Origin of the sequence: Crocosphaera chwakensis CCY0110 (assembly GCF_000169335.1) — a bacterium.
GTDB lineage: Bacteria > Cyanobacteriota > Cyanobacteriia > Cyanobacteriales > Microcystaceae > Crocosphaera > Crocosphaera chwakensis.
In genome coordinates this window covers 38,003-64,145 of the sequence record NZ_AAXW01000020.1, presented here as the reverse complement: position 1 = coordinate 64,145, position 26,143 = coordinate 38,003, and the positions used below count along the sequence as shown (strand labels likewise).

Sequence of the window (26,143 nt, the reverse complement as noted above, 5' to 3'; positions counted from 1 at the left end):
TAGGACATCCCAAGTCCCCATTAACCTTAAATGGCTTCGAGATCGCTTTCTCCAGTACGAATACGGATAATTTGGTCTACAGGAGAAACAAAAATCTTGCCATCTCCAATTTCTCCTGTGCGTGCGGAACCCGTTAGCTTTTCAATTACCATGTCTACTTGATGATCTTCGACAACAATTTCCACCTTTAGTTTTTGGAGGAATTCTACGGTATATTCAGAACCGCGATAACGTTCAGTTTGTCCTTTTTGTCGTCCAAACCCCCTAACTTCAGAAACTGTCATACCAACAATTCCGGCGTTGACTAAAGCGATCTTCACTTCGTCTAGTTTAAAGGGTCGGATAATCGCTTCTACCTTTTTCAAAGTGGGTTACTCCTCGTAATCTAGCTTTATTCGTTGTCTACTATAGATAGAAATGATGGCGAACTTAACCATAAACCCTAAGATTTTTAAGCATTGGTCATATTTAGTATCATGTTGAAGAAAAAGGTTAACCTTCGAGGGTAAAAAAAGTGAGTTCTGGGGGACAAAATAAACGGATTGGTGCGATACTCATACCAATACCAGGGTTAACATAAAGCTGATTACCCGATGTCCCAAAGCCTTTTGCCCAACCATCAGCATAAACTTTATCTTTTTGAGTAAACCTCAACCAAGACCATTGGGGAAATCCTGGGATACGCACTTGTCCCCCGTGAGTATGGCCTGCGACAGCTAAGGGTGCTGAATTGGCAGGGAATTGCTCAAACGTATCTGGATTGTGCATCATTACAATTCTGGGACTATTATTATCAATAGTATTAAGCGATTGCTTAACATTATCTCTACTGGCCCATAAAGAACCCACACCAACTAAATATAAAGGCTCATTGCTATTGGGGAGTTCTAGTTTAACGGTTTCATTTTCTAAGACTTGGATACCCGCCTTTTCTAAAGCTATTTCTAATTTTTCTGCTTGTTCGGTTGAGGGTTGTGCCTTTCTGCTACTCATACCATAGTCGTGATTCCCTAACACTGCATAAGTCGGGATACCTGCATCCACCAAAGGACGAATGATATCAATTGTGGTTTCGATCTCTGATTCAATGTTTGAACCCGGATGATAGAGAAAATCACCACTAATTAAAGCGATCGCTGGTTTAGCTTCTACTATCTTAGCAATGCTACGTCGGGCCGTACCGCGATTATCACCCCATAGTCCAATTTGAAAGTCTGTCAGTTGTGCTATTTGTTGACCTGACCAAGAATTAGGGAGATTAGGAATGGTTGCCGTTTCATTTTCTATATTAAGAATACGGGGTTCGATAAAACTCCAGATAACTAATAGAGCAATGATACCAACTATTCCTAAAGTAGTATATTTAGCTTTATTAGGAAGATTTTTCATAATTTTAAAAGTTAATAGGGTTTGACAAGACTTATTATCTAAACTGTTAACGATGCGTCAAACTAATGAAACTTGATCCCAGAAAAATTAACGCTCATTTAAAACAACCCTCCTATTCTGTGCATATTTTTGATACTGTCACCTCTACCAATGAAGTGATTTGGCAGTTGTTAGCAGAGGAGAATTCGTTCCCAGTCGTGGCGATCGCATCTCAACAAACCGCAGGACGAGGACAATGGGGGAGAAATTGGGTTTCTCATGCCGGAGGACTTTATCTCTCGATTGGCTTAAACGTCAACCTTGAAGCTCAAAATGCGTCCCATCTGACCCTTTTTAGTGGTTGGGGTATTGCCCAAAGCTTACGTCGATACGGACTCCCTGTAAAATTAAAATGGCCCAATGATCTCATTTTAGAGAGAGGAAAATTAGGGGGAATTAAAAGCGAAACCCGCATTCAAAACAAGATGATTACCCACAGTGTCATTGGTGTGGGAATTAATTGGGGTAATCAAGTCCCCCATCCTGGGATCACCCTTCAATCTTATTCTAACCCCCATGACATCGACAGTTTAGATACCCTGTCCGCTATTACGATTAATGGAATATTTGAGGGTTATGAGTCTTATCTAAAAGAGGGTATAGATAATTTAGTGAGAAATTATGTAGAAATATTGGATAGTGTCGGGCGTAAAGTTATCATTGAAGGTATAACAGGAACTATCGTCGGTGTTAGCACTCAAGGAGAATTAAAGGTTTCTTTGCAGTCTCCAGGATCAAAAACCACCCTAACCCTACCCCCAGGAACCCTATCTCTTGGTTATCCACAAGAGGAGTCAATATCCTGGCAAAATGAAACGTAAGAAGAGGAAGACGTAAGATTATGCAAGCGATTTATATTCCCCATTTACTAAACGCCCCCAATAGAACCCAAACCCTTGTTCTTGATGATTTTATCCCAGAATTGGAAACGCTGACCCCCTTTCGAGGCAAAATGATGATTCGGCATGGGGGAACTTTTTTGGAAGTAGGTGTTAAAGGAGAAACCATTATTACTTTAACTTGCGATCGCTGTTTACAACAGTATAATCGTCGTCTTAGCCTGGAAAACTCTGAAATTATTTGGTTAAATAAAGATGCAGATTTAGAGGATAACTATCCTCAAGAAAGAGAAGTTGCTTGGGAAGATTTATCAGAAAGTTTATCCCCGCATGGTCATTTTGATCCTCAAAGTTGGCTTTATGAACAATTATCTTTAGCCATTCCGTTAAGACAATTATGCGGTAAAGATTGCGAACCGCCAACCACAAAAACTGATGATAATCAACCAACAATTGATAGTCGTTGGTCGGGTTTAGAAGCGTTAAAACGACAATTACCAAAGTAGAAACAATACACAGCAATCAGTTTTCAATTGATGTGAGATTAGGCAAGAGGCAAGAGGCAAGAGACAACAGAAAAATGATTAATATATAATAAGAAACAAGACTAAAACTTCATTTTTCTACCTCTTCTATTCCCCTTACCCTTAAAAGACTATTGTTAGTTCACTGTTAATGAATTTAGTTTAGGGGATTTTATGGTAAAACCAATCGAAAACGTTGCTATTTTTGGTGGTACTCATGGCAACGAAATGACCGGAATTTATTTGGTTAAAAAATTCCTCAAAAATCCCCATTTACTTCAGCGAAAAACCTTGAAAGTATTTCCATTTTTATCTAATCCCAAAGCAATAGAATTAGGTATTAGATACACAGAAATTGATCTCAATCGATGTTTTGCTTTAGAAGATATAGAAAATTTAGATAATATTTTATATGAGCAACTTTTAGCGAAAACCATTCATCAAAAATTGAGAACTAATCAGATTAATTTTTTGGTTGATATTCATAGCACAACTTCTGCTATGGGATTAACAATCATTCTTTCTGATAAAAATGATTTTCATTTAAAGTTATGTAGTTATTTAAGTTTGATTCATCCTGAAGTTAAGGTTTTATATTATGTTTCCAAGGAAAAAAATCAGTTATTAAGAAGTAATACAGAATTAGGATTAACCGTTGAAGTGGGGGCTATTCCTCAAGGAGTTTTAGAGGCAGACTTATTCATGAAAACTGAAAAAGTTATTTATAGTTTATTAGATTATTTAGATAAATATAATCAAAATAAAATTGAAGAAAAAAGTCATACTTTAATTATTTATGAAGTCTTTGAAAGAATTGATTATCCTAGAAACAAAGAAGAAATAACAGCAATGATTCATCCTAATTTACAATCAAAAGATTATCAACCTATTAATATAGGTGATCCTTTATTCATGACGTTTGACGGCGAAACCATAACTTATCAAGGAGATTCAACGGTTTATCCTGTCTTTATTAATGAATCCGCTTATTATGAAAAAGCGATTGCTATGTGTTTAACTAAAAAACGAGAAATTACCTTAAATCATGGATAATTCATTATCCATTGGTAATATATGAGAGGAGTCTGATTTAGATTTAACCATGCGAATTCTTTTAGTAGAAGATGAAGAAGACTTAGGACTAGCGATAAAACAGGTTTTAGTTAGTGAAAAATATATCGTTGATTGGGTTGTTGATGGTGTAGAAGCGTGGCGCTATCTAGACAATGAATGGACAGACTACAGTGTAGCGATTATTGATTGGCTCTTACCCAAACTTTCAGGATTAGAATTATGTCAACGACTGAGATCCTATCAAAATCCCTTACCCGTGTTGATGTTAACCGCTTTGGGACAACCAGAAAACCGCATCGCAGGATTAGATGCAGGGGCCGATGATTATCTGGTTAAACCCTTTATAATGGAGGAGCTACTGGCGCGTTTACGGGCATTACAACGAAGATCGCCCCAATTTCAACCCCAAACCCTAACCATCGGCAAATTTACCCTAGATGACGCGAATAATGCCCTCTGTGTGAACATAACTGAACCGTCTCAAATCATACCTTTAACGGTCAAAGAATTCCAAATTTTTGCTTATTTAATGAAACATCCCGATCGCATTATTTCAGGGAGTAAAATGCGTAATCAACTATGGGATCTCGATGCGGAACCCATGAGTAACGTAGTAGCTGCCCAAATGCGTTTAATCAGACGAAAATTAGCTAGTTATAACTGCATTTGTCCCATTGAAACTATCCGAGGTCAAGGGTATCGATTTAACTCAAATATTGCACTTTCTTAAACCTAATCTTATCATATAAAGTAAGATCCTATATAACAAATGTTAATGACAACAACAATTGAAATTGGAACATTAATTACCCATTCTAATGAAATTAAAAACGGAAAACCGATTATTACTGGAACAGGAGTTACGGTTAATCGTATTGTTAGTTGGTATAAACTTGGTTTAACACCAGAGGAAATTCTCAGCAGAATAGGACATCCTCGCCTAAATTTGGCAAAAATTTATGCTGCTTTAAGTTATTATCATGCTAATCAACAACAGATAGAAACTGAGTTATCTGAAGAATTGGCCGAAGCAGATAAATTTGAACAAGAATGGTTACAATTTAATCAACAACAATAATAGAGATGTTATCTTTATATTTTGATGAAGATTCAATGGATCAAGCCTTATTATCTGCTTTACGGGCAAGGAATGTAGATGTTATTAGTGCCGCAGATGCTGATATGTTAGGGATGAGTGATATAGAACAATTGGATTATGCTACATCAAAAAAAAGAGTTTTATTTTCGTTTAATCGTAGAGATTTCTACCGTTTACATACTCAGTATTTAACTGAAGGAAAAAGTCATCAAGGGATAATTTTGGCAAAACAGCAACGATATTCCATTGGTCAACAATTACGGCAAATTCTCGAACTTGTGAATAGCAAATCTGAGACAGAGATGGTTAATAATATCGTATTTTTAAGTTCATAAAATTAAACATATTTTTGATTGTATCTTATAAAAAAGTATCCATTAAATTTACCTAGATCATGAATTTTAATATTAATTAATATTTTACCCACATTAGGAAAGTTTATTAAATGAATGAAAACCTCTCAATTATTCCGTCATAGTCGTCTTCGCTTAGCTGTTTGGTACACCTTGGTCATGGGAGTCATTTTAAGTTTATCTGCGTTGGGAATTTATCGGTCTTTAGTTGAGTCTAATTGGAATGCAATGGAGAGGGAAATAGAATCAATTGCAGGAACTCTTCACGACAGTTTAGAACCCATGTTACCCGCTTCAGAAGACCCTACAACGGTATTAAAACGTATTTTGCCAGAATTATGTTTAGTGGGACAACTGTGTAACTCTAATCCCAGTTTAATCGAAAGACATACCACAGGAATCAGCGATCGCAATACTTACTATCTTCGTCTATTTAATCATCAAGGGAAACTATTAGCTTTTTCTCCTAATCAACCTGATAATTTATCTCAAACTTTAAATTCGGCTCCTTGGCAAACTATTAGAAATAATAACATCCGTTATCGTCAATTTACGATTATTTTACACAGTTCTGATACTCATGATTTAGCGGTTAATTCTTCTTGGGGTTATTTACAACTGGGACGTACTTTACAACCCTTTGACGCTGAAATTAAACGCCTAAAAATCATTTTAATGATCGGTTTTCCCTTGGTTTTAGGGTTAGTTGTGGTGTCAAGTTGGTGGCTTTCAGGGTTAGCCATGCAGCCAATTTATCAATCTTATCAACAACAACAACAGTTTACAGCTAATGCAGCCCATGAATTGCGATCGCCTTTAGCGAGTCTTTTAGCCACCATCGAAGCGATTTTAAGGATACCCCCCTCACAACCCCAAAATTTAACCAAGATGCTGCAAACCTTAGAAAGACAGGGGAGACGTTTAAGCCATCTCATTACAGACTTACTCTTGTTAACCAGTCTCGAAGCACAATCATCATCTCAACCTTTTCAATCTTGTTGTTTAAATGATTTAGTGAGTGATTTGATAGAAGAATTTTCCGAACTTGCTACCATTGCTGAAATTGACCTAATTGAGCAAATTCCTGATAAGCCAATTTATATTTTAGGAGACGAGTCTCAACTCTATCGTTTAGTTTCAAATGTAATAGGGAATGCCATTCAATATACACCTAACAGTGGTCAAGTTATGGTTAGTTTAATCCTTAAAGAACACAGTGCATTAATTAAGATTAAAGATACAGGAATTGGCATTCCAAAAGAAGCACAAAAGCAAATTTTTGAGCGATTTTATCGTGTGGATAGCGATCGCGCTCGAAAAACAGGGGGAACTGGGTTAGGTTTGGCGATTGCTCAAGCGATAGCTTATCATCATCAAGGTTATATTACCGTTAAAAGTCAACTAGGGGGAGGTAGTGTATTTAAGATTTCTTTACCTCAAGTTATATCTTGCACCTTTGACTTCCACTAATAAAATTCGCATGGTTTTGTTATCTTAGTAATTTTCTTTATATAATACAATTGTAAAGATAAAAAAGATTATTTTACAGAATATAATTTTGTGGTTTATTTTGTAAAAGGGTCTGGACAACTCTAAGGTAAATAGTGATATGGCGACCAATTTAGAGATTGACGACAAATTAATTCAAGAAGCATTAAAACTCGGTGGACATAGAACTAAACGTGCAGTAGTTGAAGCCGCATTAAAAGAGTATGTTCAACGACGAAAACAACTAGAAATTACCGAATTATTCGGTACAATTGAGTACGAAGATGACTATGACTATAAACAACAACGTAATCAATCATGAAAGTCATTGTTGATACTTGTGTTTGGTCATTGGCATTAAGAAAAAGACAACAGACTAACGATGTCATAACAGACAAATTGAAGAATTTAATTGCTGATGGGCGAGTCGTCCTTTTAGGAACAGTTAGACAGGAAATTCTTTCGGGTATTAAACACAAAGAACAGTTTGAAAAATTGAGAAATAATCTTCAAGCTTTCCCTAATTTATTAACAGATATAGAAGACTACGAATTAGCGGCAGAGTATTTTAATGTTTGTCGTCGTCATGGTATTCAAGGATCAAACACAGACTTTTTGATGTGTGCAACGGCAAATCGTAGAAATTATAAAATTTTTACAACAGACAAAGATTTTATTAATTTTAGTCAGTATTTACCAATACTTTTGACACAAATGTAAACCATCATTTTTGTGATAGACTTTAGTTAATTTAGGAAAGATTTATATATTTTCTAATCTTATACTCAGAGGAAATGAACCCATGAAATTACAAGAAATGATTAACTCTCTTGATGATTTATCTAAGGAAGATATAGCTTATTTGTTTGAAATATTACGTTTAAAGTTATCAGACTTGAACACAAATAATCAGGAACAAATTATAGATGATGATGATACTTTGTGGGATATGACCCTTAGATTTCGGGAACAAATGGATAAGGAAGGGGTTGAATTTATAGATGAGGACTTAACTAATTTAAGAGTATGAGAGGATAATATTGTTTATAATAGAAGTTGTTTGAATTTTTGTCTAGTTTCAATGGATACTCAAGATTTACCTAATAATTCAGCTAAACGATTACTAGAAATTTTGTTAAAAATAAATTATCGAGGTAATATTGCTCTTTCAGAAAGTATTACTGAGTCATTCATGATGGTTTTTTGTAATGCTTTAGATATTGAAGAAACATCAGAGATATTTTACTTACAGTTAGGAAAATTATTTATATTGATAGAAGATTTAGAAAATGATATACAAAAATTACCAAAATTGAAAATAAAAGGCTATGAAAAGAGTTTACAGAAAATAAAACAATGGTTTTCAGAGGAACATCATAATGTTCATTGGCATGTTGTCAATGAACATTTAAGAGAATCTGATTCTTTAGGTTTTCATATGCTTTATAATTGTGCAATCGATTTAGGAGAACAAGAAGTTATCATTAATCAAGAGCAGTTAACTGAATTGAAGGCTCAGATATCCTCTTTATTGGAAAAAATAATAGAATCTGATCTTAGCCAACCTTTAAAAAGTTTACTAAGAGAAAAGTTAATAGAACTTAGAAAAGTTGTTAAAGATTATCAATTTTATGGCGCAGATGGTATTAGAAAAATTGCTGAAGAAAGTTTAGGCGCATTAATAATTAATAGTAGTGAAGTTAAAGCAGAACAAGATAAAAAACCAGTTCAAGACTTTTTCAAACTATTGAAAGACATCTTAGATATTGCTACTAAAACAAAACAATTGTTACCCGAAGGTATTGGAGAAACATTAAAAAATATTTTACCTCCTGGTTAATATTGTTATATTGTTTGTCTCACGATAAATCATCACCGTCTAATCCATACTTTTATGATTATTAAACATTTTATATTTGAACGCAATCTTAAAAAGAAAAGACTAAGAAAACCTTACAAGATCATATTAAATTTAATCATTATTATTACATTTTTGGGGTTAATATCTAGTTGCAAAAACAATAATCTATCTGTATTTAATCCATCATTAGTTGCTCATTTGCCTGAACTGGAAATGTCTGGAGGTGATCCTTATATTCGGGCTTTAATGTTAACAATTTCTGCTAGTGAATCTAATCATAATAATTCCTATTATCTCTTATATGGTGGTAGTCATGTTCATAATTTAAAACAGCATCCTGATCAGTGCATACCGATTAATATTGGACCCAATAAAGGTAAATGTTCAACCGCAGCAGGACGCTATCAATTTTTGAATTCTACTTGGCAAGAAAAAGCTAGGAAATATCATCCAAATCCTCAAACAAGTTACAGGGAATATATCTATAGTTTTGAACCAAAATATCAGGATATTGTTGTTTATAATTGGCTCAAAGATCATCATCAATGGAATGTAGATATATTAACTTTACTCAAACAAGATCGAGTCGAAGAGGTATTAAGAAAATTATCCAATGTTTGGACAAGTTTAGGGGGTGGGATTGAAGATAATTCTATGACTCCTCATTTACCTAGTATTTATCGTTATTTTTTGGCACAAGAATTGAACAAAGAAAACCTAGACCAAAATAGTTTGTAAATTTCTTAAAGAGATTTCATCTAGATTTCACCTACCCTATGGCAGACTATTAAAAATTTTGGATCAACCCTGCTTTTTGTGAGGAGTTATGATGAAATCTCTGTCATTGATTAGTCTTTTAAGTCTTAGTTTAACCCTTGGTGCGCCTACTGTTGTCCTTTCCCATGTGGGTCATGGAGATGAGTTTCAAGCGACGGGTGGTATAGAAAGAGTGGAAGTTAACCCCGAAAATGATCAGATGTTGGGTATTGTGGTTACTCCCATTGAACAAAGTGCAGCTAATGGGGTAATCATTCCTGTAACTGCGTTGGTAGAAGCGGACGAAAAACAACTGGTTTTTGTCCAATATGAAAATTTTTACGAACCAGTGGAAGTTACCATAGGGGAAACCCAAGGGGACTTAATTGAAATTAGCGAAGGGTTATCCGTTGGGGAACAATTAGTGACTCAGGGGAGTTTATCCCTATATGCTGAGTCTCGCAAGACGAAAACGGCGGAAACTGAACCAACGTCTGAACCCATGATTGTTTCTGAAACTGAAACTGAAACAACTTCTAACAATAATGATAATGCAGGAAATTCGGTTAAAGCGTCTGAGCCAGCAACGGAAGAAAAATCAGGGGGTTTTCCTCTGATGACAGTAGCTGCTATTGGTGGGGGAGTTGTTGTATTAGTGGGTGGTGCATTAGCGGTTATGGGTAGCGGTGGCAAAAAGGAAAATTCTTGATCAAATAGAAACACATTTTAACTCAAATGATGGGTTACGACGGATTGTTATATTCTTTGTTTCACCATAAATTATCACCGTCTAACCCATCCTACTTTGATGCTAACTCCTGACTTCGTTAAGCTCACCGACTAAATTTTAAAATGCTGAATTCTCTTCTTAATCAGATTATAAAAAGCTCTATTGCTCAACGATGGTTAATTGTTATTGGCGCAATTTTAGTTACCTTATGGGGCGTTTTTAATATTACCCAAATGCCCTTAGATGTGTTTCCTGAATTTGCTCCCCCACAAGTAGATGTTCAAACAGAAGTCCCAGGACTTGCCCCAGAAGAAATAGAAGCACAAATTACCGTACCCATCGAAAGCGCAGTGAATGGCTTACCAGGAGTAACAACGGTGAGATCCTCCTCGAAAGTGGGGTTATCGATGGTTCAAGTAGTATTTGACCAAAATGCCGACATTTACAAAGCGAGACAAGCAGTGACCGAACGACTGCAACAAATTAGTAGTCAATTCCCCGAAAACGCCCATCCTCCTGAAATTTCGCCGTTAGTTTCCCCATTAGGGACGATTTTACAATACGCCTTCACTGTTAAGGATCAAACCTCTTTAATGGAGTTGCGTCGCTTGGTAGAAGGAACCGTCAGTAATCAAGTTCTCTCGGTTCCAGGGGTTTCTCAAGTGACGGTATATGGGGGAGATGAACGACAAAAACAGGTATTAGTGAACCCCCAAAAATTGCGATCGCTCAACATCTCCCTCACAAATGTTACAGAAGCAGCCAAAGGCTCTAATTCTAACGCCCCTGGCGGTTTTCTCATTGGAGGTGGCCAAGAATTATTAATTCGTGGTATTGGGCAAGTACAGTCCATTGAAGACTTACAAACATCGGTAGTTAAAGTTAAAGACGGTGAACCCATTTTGCTCAAAGACGTGGCAACGGTGAAAACCGGATCAGCATTAAAACGGGGTGATGCTAGTTTTAACGGGCAACCTGCGGTAGTCATGATGATTAATAAACAGCCTGATGTAGATACCCCTACCGTTACCAAAGCAGTAGAAGCAGTTATCGCTAGTTTAAAGCCTAGTTTTCCAGAAGATGTAGAAATTACCAGAACGTTTCGTCAAGCCAATTTTATTGATGCTGCCATTCGCAATGTTAGTGGTTCTCTCATACAAGGCATCATTATCGTTTCGGTGATTATGTTGCTATTTTTGATGAACTGGCGCACTGCAATAATTACCCTTAGTGCCATTCCCCTCTCTTTAATCATCGGTTTATTGTTCATGAAAGCCTTTGGTTTGGGCATTAATACCATGACGTTAGGGGGTTTAGTGGTTGCTATTGGTTCGGTGGTAGATGATGCCATTGTGGATATGGAAAACTGTTATCGGGGACTTCGTACTAACCAAGCACAGGACAACCCAAAACATCCCTTTCAAGTGGTTTATGATACTTCCGTCGAGGTAAGGCTGGCGGTAATTTTTTCTACCGTGATTATTATTGTTGTCTTTGCCCCTATTTTTAGTTTGACGGGGGTAGAAGGGCGAATTTTTGCCCCCATGGGGTTAGCTTATTTATTCTCTATTGCTGCGTCTACCTTAGTAGCAATGACCCTTTCTCCTGCGTTGTGTGCCATTTTATTAGCGAATCAAACGTTACCCCCAGATGGGACGTTTATCTCTCGTTTTGTCATACGGGTTTATCGTCCTTTGCTCAATTTATCCCTAAAATTACCAAAAATTATCCTCTGTTGCGCTTTAGCTGCTTTAATTGCTACTTTTGCCATCGTTCCCAGTTTAGGACGGGTGTTTTTACCCGAGTTTCAAGAAAAATCAATGGTCAATTCAATGGTGTTGTTTCCTGGGGTATCTCTAGACATGACTAACCGTGCAGGAATGGCTCTCTATAACTCCCTCAAAGATAATCCTCTATATGAATGGGTACAAGTACGGGCTGGTCGTGCGCCAGGGGATGCAGATGGGGCAGGAGTGAGTATGGCTCATGTGGATATCGAATTGAGTGATTTGGCCTTAAAAGACCGTGAAACCAGCGTTAAACAGCTACGGGAAGCGTTCTTAGAGTTGCCAGGGGTTGCGCCCAATATTGGGGGGTTTATTTCCCATCGCATGGATGAAGTGTTATCAGGGGTGAGAAGTGCGATCGCTATTAAAATTTTTGGTCTTGACTTAATTGAACTGCGTCAAGTAGGGGAACAGGTACGAGATGCTATTGCACCCATCGAGGGCGTGGTTGACTTACAGCTTGAACCGCAGTTACCTATTCGTCAAGTACAAATACATTATGATCGCAGGGCGGCGGCCAATTATGGTTTAACCATGCAAACTATTTCTGAAGTAGTGGAAACAGCATTGAATGGTCAAGTTGTCTCTCAAGTACCTGAAGATCAGCAATTAATTGATATTACCGTTGGTTTAGAACCTTCAGCCCGCAATAATTTAGATGCTATTCGTTCTATTCCTATTTCTACCCCCACAGGAGAGATGATTCCCCTAAGTTCTGTGGCTAAAGTAGAGTATGGTATGGGGGCAAATGTGGTCAACCGTGAAGATGTTTCTCGTTTAATTGTGGTGTCTGCGAATGTGGCTGAAAGAGACTTAGGTAGTGTGGTGGCAGATATTCAAGCAACCATTAATCAACAAGTACAGTTACCGAAGGGTTATTTTATTCAATATGGAGGTCAATTTGAAGCGGAGCAAAATGCGACAAATGACCTCTTAGTGTATAGCATTTTAGCTGCGATTATTATCACCATTTTGATGTTCTTCTCGGTCAAATCTTTCCCTGCTACTATCGCCATTATGATTAATTTACCTTTAGCTTTAGTGGGGGGTATTGTTTCCATTATTTTCAGTGGTGGAGTGATGTCTATTGCCTCTTTAATTGGCTTTATTACCTTGTTTGGGGTAGCTGTTCGTAATGGTTTATTACTGGTGGATAATTATAACCAGAAATTTGCTCAAGGAATGGGCTTTAAAGATGTCATTGTTAAAGGTTCTCTTGACCGAGTAAATGCCATTTTAATGACCGCTTTAACCTCTGCTTTAGGGATGTTTCCGTTAGCCGTTGCTTCGGGTGCCGGTAATGAAATTTTGCAACCTTTAGCGATTGTTGTATTGGGGGGTTTATTTACTTCTACCGCTTTAACTTTATTAGTTATTCCTGCCCTTTATGCTCAGTTTGGTAAGTGGTTGATGCCTAAATATCCCCCAACTAACCAGACAAAAAATTATCAGTCAAAGAAACAATTCTTGAGTGTTAAGTAGGTCAGCATATTTAAACACACAATATCTGTAAGGTGGGCAATGCCTACCCTACCTTTATTTATCACTAATGAATCCGCTTATTATGAAAAAGGTATTGCTATGTGTTTAACTAGAAAACAAGAAATTACTGTAACATTTAATTCAATTCAATAATAATAAGAAGAGTTAGTGTAAAACACTAACTCCCCTGAATAAAAAATCCTTCTGTTTCGGCTAAATTTTTAACAGTAGAATGATTAACAGAGTCGATGTAAAACACGCAAAAATTGTTCTAATGATATTCCATCGATTCCAACGGGATTCAAAATCAAAACGGACTACTTTTAATGTGGTTTCATTCATATTGATAACATCCCAAGTTTGTAGTTTGTTATTCAAGGGAACATTGATCATGAAAGTCGGTAATTGAACCCCAAAAATGTAAACCAATGCACAGATAATCAGCAGAGGCACAAATTCGTTTAATTGCCCAATACCAAGCATAGCAGAAGTGATTAAAAATACCACTGAACCAATCCAAACTAGGACAAAAATCGGCTGATTGTTCTGAATAATGCCATCGATAACCTGAAAACTGCGAATAAACTCTTTATCATTTAAACGTTGTATTCCTGGCATGACGACTAAACCAAAAGCAAACAAAAATCCAGCGACTAAAGAACATAAAAGTGTGGCTATACTCAAAAAAATTGGTAATATTACTTCTGTTAACATGAAAAACTCCTTTTATTAATTTAATAAGATAAACTTGGTGCTTGATAGAGATAGAAATCATCAACCAATTGCTTCAAGATAAAATCAGCCACATCAGCATGGGTAATTTTTAGTTTTGAAGTCTTATCCGTTCCTGGAAAACCGTGGCGATACTCACCGGTACATTCACCCTCTATAAACGCTGCTGGTCGAATAATTGTCCACTCTAAATCACTGTTTTTTACCGTCTCTTCTTGTTGTTGATGGTCTGCAAACACATTCCGCAAAATGAAGCCAAACATAATATATTTCCAGTAAAAATTGAGACTTCCCCAACTCTCACCCAGTCCTAACGTAGTTTGACAAATTAACCGTTTCATCCCACATTTTTTCATAGCTAAGATAATGTTTTGAGTGCCTTGTGAGCGAACAGTCCCCGTTAATTTTTTTCCAGAACCCAAGGTACACACCACGATATCTTGACCTTGTAGTGCTTGTTGGACCCTTGCGCTCTCCATGACATCTCCCTGAAATAGCGTCAGTTTGGGGTGCTTAATATTGAGTTTGAGGGGGTTTCGTGCAAAAGCTGTCACCTCATGGCCTTGTTCAAGTGCTTGTTTTACCACTTGCTGACCAACATTTCCAGTTGCACCAAATACTACGAGTTTCATCATTAATATCTCCTAAATCGTAACAACACTGTCAGCTTAGAGATTTTTCTGTTGAGAAACTATCCTATTCTTGCTTTACTTAAACAATCTTGCGGTCAATTTTCATTTTCTTGCCTATAATTTAGCCAAAACGTTAAATAGTATGAATTCCCTTTCTTTACCGAAACAGACGCAACGGCCTGAAAATATCCGAGTTGAACACCTCCAAAACCCCCCTGGAGAAGGTAACTATCTTTGTGAGGATAAACATACTATATTTATCTCCCTCGCATCCCGTCCCCTTGAATATTTGCAGATTCAGGATGGTGTGACTTATAACGGGTTATATCGTCCTGGGGAAATATTGATTACCCCGGCTAATGTCCCTTTATTTGTTCGCTGGAAGGGTCAAGAAAATTGTTTACAGATTCAAATTAAAACCGAGTTTTTGCAGAATATTGCTCAAGAAACCCTTGATTCTGATAGTAATTTTTTTGAACTCATGCCTCAATTTCAGGTGCATGATTCCCATATTCAAGGAATTACAATGATGCTGCTTGAAGAATGTCAAAAAGAAGTGTCTAACAATCAACTTTATTTTGACTCTTTAGCTAATGTTTTAGCGGTTAATCTTATCCGAAATCATGGCATAACTAAACCTATATTATCAACTTATCAAGGAGGATTATCTCCTTATCAACTCAGCCAAGTTTTTGACTATATTGAAGCTCATCTTGACCAAAATCTGAAACTAGAAAATTTAGCTCAATTACTTGATATTAGTCAATTTCATTTTAGTCGTTTATTCAAGCAATCTGTTGGTTTATCTCCTCATCAATACTTAATTGAGCAACGAATAGAACGAGCTAAACAATTATTAAAACAAACTAATCAATCTATTCTTGATATTGCTTTAAATTGTGGATTTAGTAGTCATAGTCATTTAAGTAAACAGTTTCGACAATTAACTGGTATGACTCCAAAAGCTTATCGTATAAGTTAGGTGAAAATGTAATGCGTCAATCTGATTATATTAGTAACATTCCTATTAATTATAGAAAAGAGTATGGACAATTTTTTACTCCTTCTCTAGTTGCTCAAATGATGGCTAAATGGGTCACAGAAAATCATCCTGAAAAAATACTCGACCCTGCTTTTGGTTTAGGTATTTTTTATGAAGAAATTAGCAAACTAAAATTACAATATCAATGGCATTTTACCGCTTATGAAATTGATAATAATATTCTTAACTACCTACATAATATCCAAAACAATAATAATCTTACTATTTTTAACCAAGACTATTTAGAATCAGATATGGACTACTATGATGCAATTATTTGTAATCCTCCTTATCTACGGTTTCAGAAATTTAAGAATAGACATGATATACTTCCAAAAATAGAACAACAAATCGGTAAAAAATTAGGGGGATATTCTAATATTGCTTCTATTTTTCTCATTAAAGCATTACAACAACTTAATCTTAATGGAAGACTTGCTTTTATTCTTCCGTTTGAATTTTTTAATACAGGATATGGAAAAGAAATAAAAAAAACACTCATAGAAAATTATTTATTAAAACAGATTATTATTTTTGCTAACGAAAAAGACATTTTTCCCGATGCAACGACCACTATTTGTATTTTATTGTGTCAAAATGATCAACTTAAACAAGAGATTAAAATAACGAACATTCATAACACTCAAGAAATTAAAGAAATAGCCAATATTAGTAACTATTATCATCATCAATTAAATAATAGTCAATTACCTCCCCAGAAAAAATGGACATCGATTATTTTATCTTTAGTTTCAGATCAAAAAATTCCTGAAGGTTTCTGTAAAATTTCAGAATATGGTAATTTTAAGCGAGGTATTGCCACCGGTGCAAATGATTTTTTTGCCTTAAATAAAAGTAAAATTGAACAATTACAACTTAATGATAATAATCTGTGTTTATGTATCACTAAAAGTAATTTAATTAAGAAAGCTATTTTTACTGATGATGAATTAGAATTATTGATTAAACAAGATAAACCAATATACTGTTTAGATGTGCAAGAAGCAAATACTCAATCAGTAATCAATTATATTAAACTGGGAGAAGAAAAAGATTATCATGAAAGATATTTAACCCAAAATAGACAACCTTGGTATAAACTAGAAAAACGAGAACCTTCGCCTATTTTATTCGGCGTTTTTAATCGAGGAAAATTAAAAGTAATTCGGAATTTTACCCAAGTTATTAATTTAACTTGTTATCATGGTTTTTATCCCAATATTTTCGGAACCAATATTATTGATCAACTATTTATCTATTTCATTAGTGATATTGGACAAGATATTATTAAAATGAATAAACGAAGCTATGGTAATAACTTAGATAAATTTGAACCAGGAGACTTAAATAATAGTTATTGTCCTAATATTGAGCAATTTGATGCTATGGATAAACAAAAAGTCAATGAAATCATTGAACTTGCTAAAATAGATGAAAAAGAGGCCATTTTAATGAGTAACAAATTAATTAAATCAATAATTAATAGATAAATTACCCATTATTATTACGAGGATGTGGAGATTTCTCGTTCCTCGGAATGACAGTTGAAACAGACAAAAAATATTCTAACCAATTTTTATATCACTATATGTTAAATCATCAATCAAAATATATTTACTTACATGGATTTGCTTCTAGTCCTCATTCTATCAAAGCTCAAAAATTCAAAGCTCTTTTTGCTACTAAAAATATTCCTTTAATCATTCCTGATTTGAATCAAAACGATTTTTATCATTTAACCTTAACTCGACAAATTCAACAAATATCAACTTATCTTAAAAATGAACAAAATTCTGTTATTTTAATCGGCTCAAGTTTAGGAGGATTAACTGCAGCTTGGACAGCAGAAAAATACCTAAATGTAAAACAACTAATTTTGTTAGCACCTGCTTTTAATTTCTTTACTGATTGGTTACAAAGTATTGATCAAAATACGCTAAATAATTGGAAAAAACAAAGAGAATTATCTATTTATCATTATGGATATGATCAAGAATTACCCTTAAGTTATCAATTTATCACTGATGGTCAAACCTATGACGAAACTACTTTAAAGCGTTCCATTCCTACATTAATATTTCACGGTAAAAACGATGAAGTTATGCCCATTGAATCGAGTCATAGTTATGCTAAAAATAGAGAATGGGTTAAATTAATAGAACTGGATAGTAATCATGGATTAACTGATATGATTCCTGAAATTTGGAAACGCATTAAAAACAATATTAGATACAATTATTAATGAAGAAAATGGCGCATTTTAGTTAACACCATCACTAACCCCAACTCATTGGCTGCAGCAATAGAGTCTTTATCCCGTAATGAACCTCCAGGTTGCACGATCGCCCTTATTCCTGCTGCAGCAGCAGTGCGTACAGAGTCGTCGAAAGGGAAGAAACCATCACTGGCGAGGTATCCTCCCTTAGCGGTTTCTCCCGCTTCTTCTAGGGCAATTTTCACCGCTCCTACTCGATTCATTTGACCAGCACCTATACCCAAGGTGGTACGATTTTTTGTTACCACGATCGCATTAGATTTAACGTGCTTGGCTACTTTCCACGCAAACAATAATTCAGCTAGTTGTTCGGGGGTGGGTTGCTTTTCTGTGACGATTTCCCAGTCATTCGACACATCTACTGCGTCATCGGAATCTTGTACCAACAATCCTCCTGCGATTGCTTTGACGGTTTGTTTGGGTCCTTGGGTTAAATCAGGTAATAATAAGACTCTCACCTTCCCTTTTTTAGCAATAATCTTCTTAGCTTCTTCGGTACAATCGGGAGTTACGACACATTCTAAGAAGGTTTTGGTTAATTTGTCGGCGGTTTCTCCGTCTAAAGGCTGATTTAAGGCCACAATGCCTCCAAAGGCCGAAATAGAGTCAGCATTAAAGGCTTGTTCGTAGGCATCCGCTAAACGATTAGCTACGGCAACCCCACAGGGGTTCGTATGTTTGAGAACGACTGCTGCTGGTTCTTTGGGGTCAAATTCAGCAATAATGCGTCTAGCTGCTTCTAAATCTACCAAATTATTGTAACTGAGTTCTTTTCCTTGCAGTTGCGTGGCTGCTGTCCATCCTGTGACTTTGGTTCCCCGTTGATACCAAGTGGCATTTTGATGGGGATTTTCTCCATATCGGAGAGTTTGGAAGGCGGTTCCTGCAACGGTGTAACGACTGGGTAAGGTGGTGGTGTCTTCTGTAGAAAGATTGACAAAATAATCCGTAATAGCCCCATCATAAGCATTAGTTAAGGCGAAGGTTTCACCGGCCATTTTTTGTCGAAAACTTAAGGAGGTTTCTCCGTTATTATCTTTTAATTCTTGTAAGTAACTATTGTAATATTTGGGGTTAGATAAAACTGTCACATGGGCAAAATTCTTAGCTGAGGCGCGTAGTAAAGTGGGGCCTCCAATATCAATTTTTTCGATGGCTTCGGCTACGGTGACATTGGGTTTAGCGATGGTTTCTTCAAAGGGATAAAGATTAACTACTACTAAATCAATGGGACTAATATCATTACTGTTCATATCATCCACATCTTGAGGGATATCTCGACGGGATAAAATACCGCCATGAATACGAGGATGGAGGGTTTTAACTCTTCCTCCTAAAATTTCAGGAGAACCGGTATAATCACTAACTTTAGTAACTTTTAGTCCAGCTTCTTGTAGCGTTTTTGCTGTTCCTCCACTACTGATTAATTCAAAACCAAATTCATTGACTAATTGACGGGCTAATTCAACAATTCCTGTTTTATCTGATACACTCAGTAGGGCTAACGGTGCCATTGGGCAATTATCTCTCAAGTAAACATCCAATTAGTCCCATTATCCTATGAGTCAGCTTATCCTAAGCTAAAACAAATATTAATATTAGGGGTGTAGTCGCTCCATCCTTACACCCCTAATATTGTTTAATCGCTAGTCCAGTCTTGCATTGGAATCAAATCAGCAATAAAATCTCTGAGTAAGAAATCATTTCTTTCTAATTCAGTTTCGATGCAGCACCATTCCCCTGAAGGAAGATATTGACACAAAGTATAAATTCTTTGTTGTTTATCTACCTTACCTTGTTCTACTAGATGCCGTGCCTCATCTTTGATGTCTTCTATGGTGTATCTTGTCATTAACATAATTCAGTTTCTCCTTGCGCGTTAACTCTAATCGTGTTTAAATTTTGGTTAATATAGACTTGTAAAAAGAAAATAAATAGACAGCATACAAAGACAACCAGTTCAGATTGCTGGTTTCATCTGACTGCGGCAAGCATTTGCCCCTATTCATATTGTAGCCATTGTAACATTCTAGTAGGGGTAAAAATATTAAGAGTTAATTAAAGTTAAATTAACCTGACAAAACTTAAGGGGTAAAATAAGTTTTATTGATAATTATCGCTAAAAATCATTATCATTATCGATAATTTTTTTGGAGTCACTAAAATGGGTTCTTTAGGTGAAGATGCGCTGGAGTATCATCGTTTGGGTCGTCCGGGTAAATTAGAGGTAAATGGGACAAAACCATTTATTACCCAGAGGGATCTTTCTTTAGCTTATACTCCTGGTGTTGCAGAACCCTGTCGTCACATTCATCAAGATTCTGAACAGGTTTATGATTATACAACAAAAGGAAACTTAGTGGCAGTAGCAACTAACGGCACGGCAGTTTTAGGGTTAGGAAATATTGGACCATTAGCAGGGAAACCGGTAATGGAAGGAAAAGCAATTTTGTTTAAACGGTTTGCAGATATCGATGTTTTTGACCCCGATCAATTTATTGCAACTGTTAAAAGTTTAGAACCGACTTTTGGCGGAATTAATTTAGAAGATATTAAAGCACCAGATAGCTTTTATATTGAAGAAACCCTAAAAAAAGCGATGAGAATTCCTGTTTTTCATGACGATCAACATGGAACCGCTATTATTACATCTGCTGCTTTATTAAATGCTTTAAAAATCGCCAACAAATCCATTGAAACCGTTAAAGTAGTTTATTGTGGTGCCGGTGCTGCGGCCATTGCTTGTGCAAAACTCCATCTAACATTAGGAGTACATCCTGAGAATTTAATGATGTGTGATAGAAAAGGCGTAATTTATCAGGGCAGAAAAGAAGATATGAATCCATATAAAACCCTATTTGCTTCGACCACTAAAGCCAGAATATTAGAAGAAGCCATTAAAGATGCTGATGTGTTTATTGGACTATCAGTTAAGGGGGCTTTATCGGTTTCTATGTTGAAATCAATGGCTGAAAATCCGATTGTTTTTGCCTTAGCTAATCCCGATCCAGAAATTGAATATGATGAAGCAATTAATGCTCGATCTGATGTCATTATAGCAACAGGAAGATCGGATTATCCCAACCAAGTTAATAATGTTTTAGGATTTCCATTTATCTTTCGGGGGGCTTTAGATGTACGAGCAACAGATATTAATGAAACAATGAAAATTGCTGCAGTTAAAGCGTTAGCAACACTGACTCATGAAGAAGTTCCTTATACTGTTTTACGAGCTTATGGATTAAAAGAGCTTAGTTTTGGACGAAATTATTTAATTCCTAAACCATTTGACCATCGTGTTCTTTTTTGGGTAGCTCCTGCCGTTGCTCAAGCAGCTATGCACACAGGAGTAGCTCGAAAATCCCTTGATTTAGATAGTTATAAAGAGTCCTTAGAACAACGGATGGGAATCTCAAAAGAGATTATTCGTCACAGTATTCAAAAAGCAAAAACTAATTCTAAATCTATCGTTTTCTCTGAAGGAGAAAACCCAAAAATCTTAAAAGCCTGTCAAATTTTAATAGAAGAAGGAATCGCTAAACCCATTCTTATTGGTTCCGTGGAAAAAATTAATCAAAAAATAACAGAGTTGGGTTTAGAGTTAGACAATATTCCTATTATCGATCCTTTGAATTTTAGTGAACAAGATCACTATATTCAAAAATTATTTACCCTACGTCAACGTAAAGGAATGACCCTAACTCAAGCTAAACAAAGTGTTCTTGATCCCACTATTTTCGCTTTGTTAATGGTACAGTTAGGGCAAGCTAATGCAATGGTTGCAGGAGTCAGTCAAGCGTATCCTAGTATTCTGAGATCAGCCTTACAAATTATCGGAACTAAAGCCGATGTTAACTGCGCTTCTGGCGTGTATTTAATGTTATTTAAACATAGGGTTTACTTCTTTGCAGATACCACCGTTAATATTGAACCCAGCGCCGAAATTTTAGCGGATATTGCCTTAGAGAGTGCCACCTTAGCCAAAAGATTAGATATTGTTCCTCGCATTGCCATGCTGTCTTTTTCTAACTTTGGCAGTGTAAAACATCCCTTCTGCGATCGCGTTAAAAATGCCGTTCAATTAGTCAAAATGAGACAACCAAACTTAATCATTGATGGAGAAATGCAAGCAGATACGGCAGTTAATTCTAATTTAGTTGAAGAACATTATCCGTTGAGCGAAATAAAAGGAAACGCTAATATTTTAATATTTCCTGATTTACAGTCGGGAAATATTGCCTATAAATTACTCCATGAATTAGGAGGTGCAGAAGCCATTGGTCCTATTTTATTGGGAATGAAAAAGCCAATTCATATCCTACAGAGAGGCTGTCAAATCAATACCATTGTTAATATGTCTGCTATAGCTGTATTAGATGCCCAAGACTTAGGAAATCATTCTTAGAAATCATTATATTTCTTATAGTATGTCCCAATGCTATTCTAATTATTAATTGACTTTTGCCTATTTTCCGTTGCCTTAAAGAAAGATATTGAAATAACTGTTTTGAGTCGATATACTAATAAATAGTTTTTTAATATTTGCTTCCGTTACTAAAAACTGTTGTCAATGCAATCTACCCCTAATCCTGACTTACTATCATTCTTTTCTGAAGCGTTAACTAAGCTGGCTTATCAAGGATTCCAACAAAGTAAAAGTGTGTTCAGTCTAGCACATAAAACCATCAGCGATCGCTTGACGGATACTGTCATTCCGAGTCGTCAAAATCTAACAACTCCCCTGTCTCCAGAACTATTATTAGAGTTACAAAAAAGACGGAATAAACTGTGTGAAATCGATTGGCAAGATGCCCAAAAAGGAGTTTATCCTGTGGACATTTTATTTGATACTTTCTTACCAGATTTCTTGCGTTATTATCCTGAAATGTGGCTAGACTTACCCAAAATCTGGACAAGATTACAACAAAAACAATATCAAACCTTTGCAGAGGATATCGAAAAAGAAGGCTATCCCCGTTACTATTTACAAAACTTTCATTATCAAACCGATGGTTATCTTAGTGATTCATCAGCCAATCTCTACGACTTACAAGTAGACATTCTTTTTAATGGGGTAGCTGATAGTATGCGTCGACGTATTCTTGCCCCTTTAAAAGAGGGTTTAAAAACATTTTCATCTCTTCCACCTGATCAAATTAAAGTGTTAGACGTTGCTTGTGGTACTGGACGTACCTTAAAAGGGATTTGTGCTACCCTTTCTAAAGGCTCTTTATTTGGGGTTGACTTATCCCCTGCTTATTTGCGAAAAGCCAACCAGCTTCTCTCAGAAAATCCGAAGAAACTCCCCCAACTGACTCAAGCTAATGCAGAAGATTTACCCTATCCAGATAACTTCTTTCATGGATTAACCTGTGTGTTTCTCTTCCATGAATTGCCTGAGTTTGCCCGTCAGGAAGTCATTAATGAGTGTTTTCGGGTGACAAAACCAGGAGGAACTTTTATTATTTGCGATTCAATGCAATTATCAGATTCTCCTGAGTTTGAAGTAATGATGAATAATTTTTCTGCTATGTTTCATGAACCCTATTATCAAGATTATATTAGAGATAATATAGGAAAAAAGTTAGAAAAAACAGGGTTTGAACTGATCGAAACTCAACTGCATTTTGTGAGTAAATATTGGATTGCCCGTAAACCTATGTAAATTGACATTTACATTTAGATTTTAAATCGCAACCTCCTGTTTGTAAGCAGGGGTCAATTTATAATCTACAATTATATAAAACTGAACTTTCCCATTAAAAAATCGCTGAAAACCTTTTCCAAAGGTATCTTATAACGAGTCATTGATCCATAATCACTAATCTACTGCCTCATAGTCATTAGAAATAGTTTCATCATCATCAAAACTAAAAGTTACTTCTAGCTCCTCTATATCAACATCTTCAAGATCATCAAACTCTCCTAAAGAATCCATATCGATAGAAGCAGTCGTTTGATAAGAGACTGTGCTTTCAAAAGAAGACTCAGTTTGTGGTTGTGAGGGAACGTGAGTAGTTAAAGGTTCTCCTAAGGTTGCCTCAAAGGTATTTTGAAAGTCATTAGCGTTGATATTACCCTGTTGATAAACTTCTGTCCCCATCGTTAATATAACTTGTCTAAACTCATCTACGTAAGCTTTTAACTTATCTAAACTGATACCAGAATTGGTTAACGCTGCTTCAAGTTGTTCTTTCTTCTGCTTAGTTTTGACTTTTAACTCATCACTAATATACTCACTATTTTCATTAAGGGTTGTTTCATAGGTGTGAAATAAGCTGTCTGCTTGATTTTTGACTTCGATCATCTTCATTTGACGACGATCTTCTTCGGCATATTTATGAGCATCTTTCTGCATTCGCTCAATTTCACCAGATTTTAACCCTCCTGTATGGCTAATGACAATACTCTGTTCTTTCCCTGTTCCTTGGTCTTGGGCAGCCACTTTTAGAATACCATTGACATCAATTTCAAAACTGACCTCAATTTGTGGCACCCCTCTAGGGGCAGGAGGAATACCCGCTAAAAGACATTTACCTAAACTACGATTATCTCTCGCCATCGCTCGTTCCCCTTGTAAAACATGGATTTCTACAGAGGTTTGACCATCCGTTGCCGTAGAAAAGACCTGAGATTTACTGGTGGGAATAGTAGTGTTGCGTTCAATAATTTTGGTAAAGACTTCCCCTAGGGTTTCAATTCCCAAAGATAGGGGGGTCACATCCAGCAATAAGACATCTTTGACTTCGCCCCCTAAAACACCTCCTTGAATGGCAGCCCCTAACGCTACTGCTTCATCTGGATTAATTGAACGTTCCATTTGACTATTGGGAAAGACTTGCTGAATGACGCGGTGAATCGCTGGCATTCGAGTTGACCCCCCCACTAAAACCACTTTTTCTAATTCTTCTGCCTCAAGTTCACAATCATTGAGGGCTTGGGTTAGAGGTTTTAAAGTAGCTTGGGCTAAATTTTTGGTTAAGTCTTCAAACTGGGCGCGAGTTAGTTCTGTTTCTAGATGTTTAGGGCCACTATCATCGGCAGTAATAAAGGGTAAGTTAATCGAAGTCGTTAACATACTAGAAAGTTCGATTTTGGCTTTTTCGGCTGCTTCTCTGAGCCGTTGCAAAGCCATTTTATCGTTGCTGAGATCGATACTTTCCTCTTGTTTAAAATTGTCCGCCATCCACTGTACGATGGCGTTATCAAAGTCATCTCCTCCGAGATGGTTATTCCCGGCGGTGGCTTTAACTTCAAAGACTCCATTTCCCAGTTGTAAAATGGAAACGTCGAAAGTGCCACCCCCTAAGTCAAACACCAGTATATATTGTTCTTCGTCTTGCTTATCTAAACCGTAGGCTAAAGCAGCAGCAGTGGGTTCATTAATAATTCTACGTACATCTAACCCGGCAATGGTACCAGCATCTTTAGTGGCTTGTCGTTGAGCATCGGTAAAATAGGCAGGAACCGTAATGACTGCTTCGCTAACGGGTTCTCCTAGATAATCTTCGGCATCTTTTTTTAATTTTTGTAAAATCATTGAGGAAATTTCTTGGGCAGTGTAATGTTGCCCCCGAATTTCCACGTTAACCATATTATCTCTTCCTGTAACTGATTGATAGGGAACTCGCGATCGCTCTTCTGCGGTTTCGTCCCAACGCCGTCCAATAAACCGTTTGATACTGTAGATCGTATTTTCGGCATTCGTGACTGCTTGTCTTTTGGCTAACTGCCCTACTAATCTTTGATTCCCTTTACCAAAGGCCACAATACTCGGTGTTGTTCTTCCTCCCTCCGCATTAGGAATCACTATGGGTTTGCCCCCTTCTAAAACGGCGACACAGCTATTTGTCGTTCCTAGGTCAATACCAATAACTTTTCCCATAGCACTTGTTTTCTTAAATAGTTCATCATTAATCAGCTAAAAGTCACAGGAGACTTAAGAATAACAACAAAAGTAGAACCTATTCTTGATAGTTTAATGGATCGTTGTCTATTCCCTAGCTTGTAGCACTATGGTTCCTGCGACTTCTCTCCTTGA

At 36.4% G+C, this 26,143-nt stretch carries 26 protein-coding genes; 19 read left to right on the top strand and 7 right to left on the bottom strand.

The genetic code is table 11. From position 1 onward, the window contains the following. Positions 1-26: 26 nt before the first annotated feature. Both CY0110_RS14125 and CY0110_RS14120 read right to left on the bottom strand, forming a co-directional pair. Positions 27-365, bottom strand: coding sequence for a P-II family nitrogen regulator (locus tag CY0110_RS14125; RefSeq protein ID WP_008276132.1), 339 nt, complete (start codon positions 363-365; stop codon positions 27-29). A gap of 127 nt (positions 366-492) precedes the next feature. Then, entirely contained in the window at positions 493-1,389 is an 897-nt protein-coding gene (locus CY0110_RS14120) for a metallophosphoesterase (protein ID WP_008276131.1), read from the bottom strand. Positions 1,390-1,454: 65 nt separating this feature from the next. Between CY0110_RS14120 and CY0110_RS14115 the strand changes: the two genes are divergently transcribed. From CY0110_RS14115 to CY0110_RS14050, 14 genes are all read left to right on the top strand, one after another. Further along, complete coding sequence (locus tag CY0110_RS14115) at positions 1,455-2,249, top strand: biotin--[acetyl-CoA-carboxylase] ligase (protein ID WP_008276130.1); 795 nt, start codon at positions 1,455-1,457, stop codon at positions 2,247-2,249. A gap of 20 nt (positions 2,250-2,269) precedes the next feature. Next, complete coding sequence (locus CY0110_RS14110; RefSeq protein WP_008276129.1) at positions 2,270-2,773, top strand: YceD family protein; 504 nt, start codon at positions 2,270-2,272, stop codon at positions 2,771-2,773. A 192-nt stretch (positions 2,774-2,965) separates the two neighbouring features. Beyond that, positions 2,966-3,844, top strand: a complete 879-nt coding sequence (locus CY0110_RS14105) for an aspartoacylase (RefSeq protein ID WP_008276128.1) — start codon at positions 2,966-2,968, stop codon at positions 3,842-3,844. Between the two features lie 49 nt (positions 3,845-3,893). After that, positions 3,894-4,595 (top strand): two-component system response regulator RppA, encoded by a 702-nt coding sequence (rppA, locus tag CY0110_RS14100; protein WP_008276127.1) that lies wholly within the window; start codon positions 3,894-3,896, stop codon positions 4,593-4,595. Positions 4,596-4,640: 45 nt separating this feature from the next. Continuing rightward, positions 4,641-4,943: a DUF433 domain-containing protein gene (locus CY0110_RS14095; RefSeq protein WP_035799442.1), complete on the top strand. Its 303-nt coding sequence runs from the start codon at positions 4,641-4,643 to the stop codon at positions 4,941-4,943. A 5-nt stretch (positions 4,944-4,948) separates the two neighbouring features. Beyond that, a complete protein-coding gene (locus CY0110_RS14090) occupies positions 4,949-5,299 on the top strand; it encodes a DUF5615 family PIN-like protein (RefSeq protein WP_008276125.1) in 351 nt (116 codons plus the stop codon). Between the two features lie 114 nt (positions 5,300-5,413). Then, positions 5,414-6,787, top strand: coding sequence for a two-component system sensor histidine kinase RppB (gene rppB / locus CY0110_RS14085; protein ID WP_008276124.1), 1,374 nt, complete (start codon positions 5,414-5,416; stop codon positions 6,785-6,787). Between the two features lie 139 nt (positions 6,788-6,926). Further along, positions 6,927-7,127, top strand: a complete 201-nt coding sequence (locus CY0110_RS14080; RefSeq protein ID WP_008276123.1) for a type II toxin-antitoxin system VapB family antitoxin — start codon at positions 6,927-6,929, stop codon at positions 7,125-7,127. Then, positions 7,124-7,525, top strand: coding sequence for a type II toxin-antitoxin system VapC family toxin (gene vapC / locus CY0110_RS14075; protein WP_008276122.1), 402 nt, complete (start codon positions 7,124-7,126; stop codon positions 7,523-7,525). Before CY0110_RS14080 ends, vapC begins: the two co-directional genes overlap by 4 nt. Positions 7,526-7,607: 82 nt before the next feature. Next, entirely contained in the window at positions 7,608-7,835 is a 228-nt protein-coding gene (locus CY0110_RS14070) for a hypothetical protein (RefSeq protein WP_008276121.1), read from the top strand. A gap of 51 nt (positions 7,836-7,886) precedes the next feature. Then, a complete protein-coding gene (locus CY0110_RS14065; RefSeq protein ID WP_008276120.1) occupies positions 7,887-8,645 on the top strand; it encodes a hypothetical protein in 759 nt (252 codons plus the stop codon). A 54-nt stretch (positions 8,646-8,699) separates the two neighbouring features. Further along, positions 8,700-9,404, top strand: a complete 705-nt coding sequence (locus tag CY0110_RS14060) for a glycoside hydrolase family 24 protein (RefSeq protein WP_008276119.1) — start codon at positions 8,700-8,702, stop codon at positions 9,402-9,404. Between the two features lie 91 nt (positions 9,405-9,495). Continuing rightward, positions 9,496-10,131: an efflux RND transporter periplasmic adaptor subunit gene (locus CY0110_RS14055; protein WP_008276118.1), complete on the top strand. Its 636-nt coding sequence runs from the start codon at positions 9,496-9,498 to the stop codon at positions 10,129-10,131. Positions 10,132-10,274: 143 nt separating this feature from the next. After that, on the top strand, positions 10,275-13,421 hold the full coding sequence (locus CY0110_RS14050; protein WP_008276117.1) for a CusA/CzcA family heavy metal efflux RND transporter: 3,147 nt from the start codon (positions 10,275-10,277) through the stop codon (positions 13,419-13,421). Between the two features lie 213 nt (positions 13,422-13,634). Here the strand turns inward: CY0110_RS14050 and CY0110_RS14045 are convergent, their stop codons facing one another. Continuing rightward, a complete protein-coding gene (locus tag CY0110_RS14045; protein ID WP_008276115.1) occupies positions 13,635-14,135 on the bottom strand; it encodes an anthrone oxygenase family protein in 501 nt (166 codons plus the stop codon). 20 nt (positions 14,136-14,155) lie between these two features. Then, positions 14,156-14,788 carry an NAD(P)-dependent oxidoreductase gene (locus CY0110_RS14040; protein WP_008276114.1) on the bottom strand — a complete coding sequence of 211 codons (633 nt, stop codon included), beginning with the start codon at positions 14,786-14,788 and terminating at the stop codon, positions 14,156-14,158. Positions 14,789-14,927: 139 nt separating this feature from the next. On the opposite strand from CY0110_RS14040, the gene CY0110_RS14035 reads away from it, so the two are divergent. Genes CY0110_RS14035 through CY0110_RS14025 form a run of 3 tightly spaced genes read left to right on the top strand, consistent with a single transcriptional unit; the run spans position 14,928 to position 18,069 of the window. Then, on the top strand, positions 14,928-15,767 hold the full coding sequence (locus CY0110_RS14035) for an AraC family transcriptional regulator (protein ID WP_035799440.1): 840 nt from the start codon (positions 14,928-14,930) through the stop codon (positions 15,765-15,767). An 11-nt stretch (positions 15,768-15,778) separates the two neighbouring features. Continuing rightward, on the top strand, positions 15,779-17,317 hold the full coding sequence (locus CY0110_RS14030; protein ID WP_008276112.1) for an HsdM family class I SAM-dependent methyltransferase: 1,539 nt from the start codon (positions 15,779-15,781) through the stop codon (positions 17,315-17,317). A 47-nt stretch (positions 17,318-17,364) separates the two neighbouring features. Continuing rightward, positions 17,365-18,069: a YqiA/YcfP family alpha/beta fold hydrolase gene (locus CY0110_RS14025; protein WP_008276111.1), complete on the top strand. Its 705-nt coding sequence runs from the start codon at positions 17,365-17,367 to the stop codon at positions 18,067-18,069. Here the strand turns inward: CY0110_RS14025 and purH are convergent. Next, the gene (gene purH, locus CY0110_RS14020) at positions 18,066-19,616 is read right to left on the bottom strand and encodes a bifunctional phosphoribosylaminoimidazolecarboxamide formyltransferase/IMP cyclohydrolase (RefSeq protein WP_008276110.1); all 1,551 of its coding nucleotides are present in this window, start codon (positions 19,614-19,616) and stop codon (positions 18,066-18,068) included. The two genes, CY0110_RS14025 and purH, sit on opposite strands and share 4 nt — an antisense overlap. Before the next feature lie 125 nt (positions 19,617-19,741). Then, complete coding sequence (locus CY0110_RS14015; protein ID WP_008276109.1) at positions 19,742-19,960, bottom strand: DUF4327 family protein; 219 nt, start codon at positions 19,958-19,960, stop codon at positions 19,742-19,744. Positions 19,961-20,266: 306 nt separating this feature from the next. On the opposite strand from CY0110_RS14015, the gene CY0110_RS31525 reads away from it, so the two are divergent. Together CY0110_RS31525 and CY0110_RS14005 are read left to right on the top strand one after the other, a co-directional pair. Further along, positions 20,267-22,507: an NADP-dependent malic enzyme gene (locus tag CY0110_RS31525; protein ID WP_008276108.1), complete on the top strand. Its 2,241-nt coding sequence runs from the start codon at positions 20,267-20,269 to the stop codon at positions 22,505-22,507. Positions 22,508-22,672: 165 nt separating this feature from the next. After that, the gene (locus CY0110_RS14005) at positions 22,673-23,767 is read left to right on the top strand and encodes a class I SAM-dependent methyltransferase (RefSeq protein ID WP_008276107.1); all 1,095 of its coding nucleotides are present in this window, start codon (positions 22,673-22,675) and stop codon (positions 23,765-23,767) included. Positions 23,768-23,923: 156 nt separating this feature from the next. Here the strand turns inward: CY0110_RS14005 and dnaK are convergent, their stop codons facing one another. Continuing rightward, entirely contained in the window at positions 23,924-25,987 is a 2,064-nt protein-coding gene (gene dnaK, locus CY0110_RS14000; RefSeq protein ID WP_008276106.1) for a molecular chaperone DnaK, read from the bottom strand. Positions 25,988-26,143: the final 156 nt, after the last annotated feature.